Here is a 2,515-nt window from a genome sequence, read left to right on the forward strand (position 1 = left end):
GCCGTTCGGCGTGCCCGAGCCGGCCGCCGAGGCCGCCCGCGAGGCGCTCGCCGGGGCCGTGGACGCCGCCGCCGGGCTGGGCGGCACGCTGGGCGCGTCGCTGACGGATGCCGCGGCGCACGCCTTCGAGGCAGGCGTCGGGGTCACCGCGCTCATCGGCGCGGGCCTGGTCGTCGTGGCGGCGGTCATCGCGGCAACGACGCTGTCGCGCGGCTCGTCCGCTCCGCGCCCGTGAGCCCGGCTCGTGGCGCGGGGGCCCGTCCCGGGGCCCACTAACCTGGGAGGGTCCCCGCACACATCGTAGGAGCACCATGTCGCGCGTCGTGAAGCTGGCCGTCATCCCGGGTGACGGCATCGGTCCCGAGGTCATCGCCGAGGCGGAGAAGGCGCTCGACGCCGTGACCGCGACAAGCGGCGTCCGCTTCGACAGGACCCGCTTCTCGCTCGGCGCCGCGCGCTACCTCTCCACCGGCGACACGCTCACCGACGACGACCTCGCGGCCATCGCCACGCACGACGCGATCCTCCTCGGCGCCGTGGGCGGCCAGCCCGGCGACCCGCGGCTGAAGGACGCGAACATCGAGCGCGGACTGCTGCTGAAGCTGCGCTTCGAGCTCGACCACTACGTCAACCTGCGCCCGTCGAAGCTCTACCCGGGCGCCCCCGGCCCGCTCGCCGACCCGGGCGAGGTCGACTTCGTGGTCGTGCGCGAGGGCACCGAGGGTCCCTACGTCGGCAACGGCGGCGCGATCCGCCGCGGCACGCCGCACGAGGTCGCCAACGAGACCTCGGTGAACACCGCGTACGGCGTGGAGCGCGTCGTGCGCTACGCGTTCGAGCTCGCCGAGCGGCGCCGCAAGAAGCTCACGCTCGTGCACAAGACCAACGTGCTCGTGCACGCGGGCGGCCTGTGGAAGCGGATCGTGGATGCCGTGGCGCAGCAGCACCCCGACGTGGCCGTAGACTATCTGCACGTCGACGCGGCCACCATCTTCCTGGTCACGAACCCGGGCCGATTCGACGTGATCGTCACCGACAACCTCTTCGGCGACATCCTGACAGACCTGGCCGGCGCCGTCACCGGTGGCATCGGCCTCGCCGCCTCGGGCAACATCAACCCCGACGGCGCGTTCCCGTCGATGTTCGAGCCCGTACACGGATCGGCGCCCGACATCGCGGGGCAGCAGCTGGCCGATCCCACGGCCGCGATCCTGTCCATCGCCCTCCTGCTCGATCACCTCGGGCTGCGGGCCGAGGCATCCCGCGTCATCAGCGCGGTGGAGGACGACATCGCGGCCCGCGGCGACGGCATCCGCACCACTTCCCAGGTGGGCGACGCGATCGCGGCACGGCTCCGGGCGTAACCTGGAGTCGCGCGAGCGTCGCCCGCGTGATCAGCCCGCGCGACCGACCGCGCGGGACACAGACGCACAGGACACGACATGACTCTCATCGACTCCGCCCCCGACGCCGACCTCGCCCCGCTCGAGTTCGACGTCACGCGCAACCTCCTCGGCGCCTCGCCCGAGCGACGCGCAGAGATCCTCGCCAACCCGGGCTTCGGCACGAACTTCACCGACCACATGGTCGACATCTGCTGGTCGGTCCGCGGCGGGTGGCACCGTCCGCGCGTGCAGCCGTACGGGCCGATCTCGCTCGACCCCGCCGCGGCGGTGCTGCACTACGGCCAGGAGATCTTCGAGGGCATCAAGGCCTACCGCCACGCCGACGGCTCGGTGCACACCTTCCGTCCCGACCAGAACGGCCGTCGCCTGCAGCGCTCCGCGCGCCGCCTGGCGCTTCCCGAGCTGCCGGTGCCGTACTTCATCCAGTCGCTGCGCGAGCTCGTCGCCGTCGACGGCGACTGGGTGCCCGCAGGCTCCGACCAGAGCCTGTACCTCCGGCCGTTCATGTTCGCCAAGGAGGCGTTCCTCGGCGTGCGCCCGGCCCACAAGGTGGCCTACTACCTGATCGCCTCGCCGGCCGGCGCCTACTTCAAGGGCGGCGTGAAGCCGGTGTCGATCTGGCTCAGCGAGGACTACACGCGCGCCGCCAAGGGCGGCACGGGGGCGGCGAAGACCGGCGGCAACTACGCCGCGAGCCTGCTGCCGCAGTCCGAGGCGTACGAGAACGAGTGCGACCAGGTCGTGTTCCTCGACCAGGACGGCAGCGTCGAGGAGCTCGGCGGCATGAACATCGTGTTCGTCTACAAGGACGGCACGCTCGTCACACCGCAGTCCGACTCGATCCTCGAGGGCGTCACGCGCGAGTCGCTGCTGCAGCTGGCCCGCGACCGCGGGCACAAGGTCGAGGGGCGCTCGGTGTCGCTCGCGCAGTGGCGCGAGGGCGTGGCATCCGGCGACATCGTCGAGGTGTTCGCGTGCGGCACCGCCGCGGTCGTGACCCCGATCGGGCTGCTCAAGGGCAAGGACTTCATCGACGAGCAGCCCCTCGGCGCGCTCGCCCTGTCGCTGCGCGAGGAGCTCACCGACATCCAGTACGGCCGTCGTGACGA

Annotated in this window: 2 protein-coding genes and 1 pseudogene; all 3 read left to right on the plus strand. The window is 72.1% G+C overall.

The window, feature by feature from the left end:
* Nucleotides 1-235: pseudogene (locus tag WML84_RS14760) on the plus strand (MFS transporter); the annotation flags it as partial.
* Nucleotides 236-311: 76 nt separating this feature from the next.
* Nucleotides 312-1,364: a 3-isopropylmalate dehydrogenase gene (locus WML84_RS14765; protein ID WP_347346892.1), complete on the plus strand. Its 1,053-nt coding sequence runs from the start codon at nucleotides 312-314 to the stop codon at nucleotides 1,362-1,364.
* A 78-nt stretch (nucleotides 1,365-1,442) separates the two neighbouring features.
* Nucleotides 1,443-2,515, plus strand: a 1,073-nt coding sequence (locus WML84_RS14770) for a branched-chain amino acid aminotransferase (RefSeq protein ID WP_347346893.1), incomplete at its 3' end; no start/stop codon positions are given.

The sequence above is a fragment of the Microbacterium sp. genome, from assembly GCF_039812165.1.
Taxonomy (GTDB): domain Bacteria; phylum Actinomycetota; class Actinomycetes; order Actinomycetales; family Microbacteriaceae; genus Microbacterium.

Coding starts and splice junctions, on each gene's coding strand:
- WML84_RS14765 (WP_347346892.1), top strand. CDS start 312: ATGTCGCGCGTCGTGAAGCTGGCCGTCATCCCGGGTGACGGCATCGGT.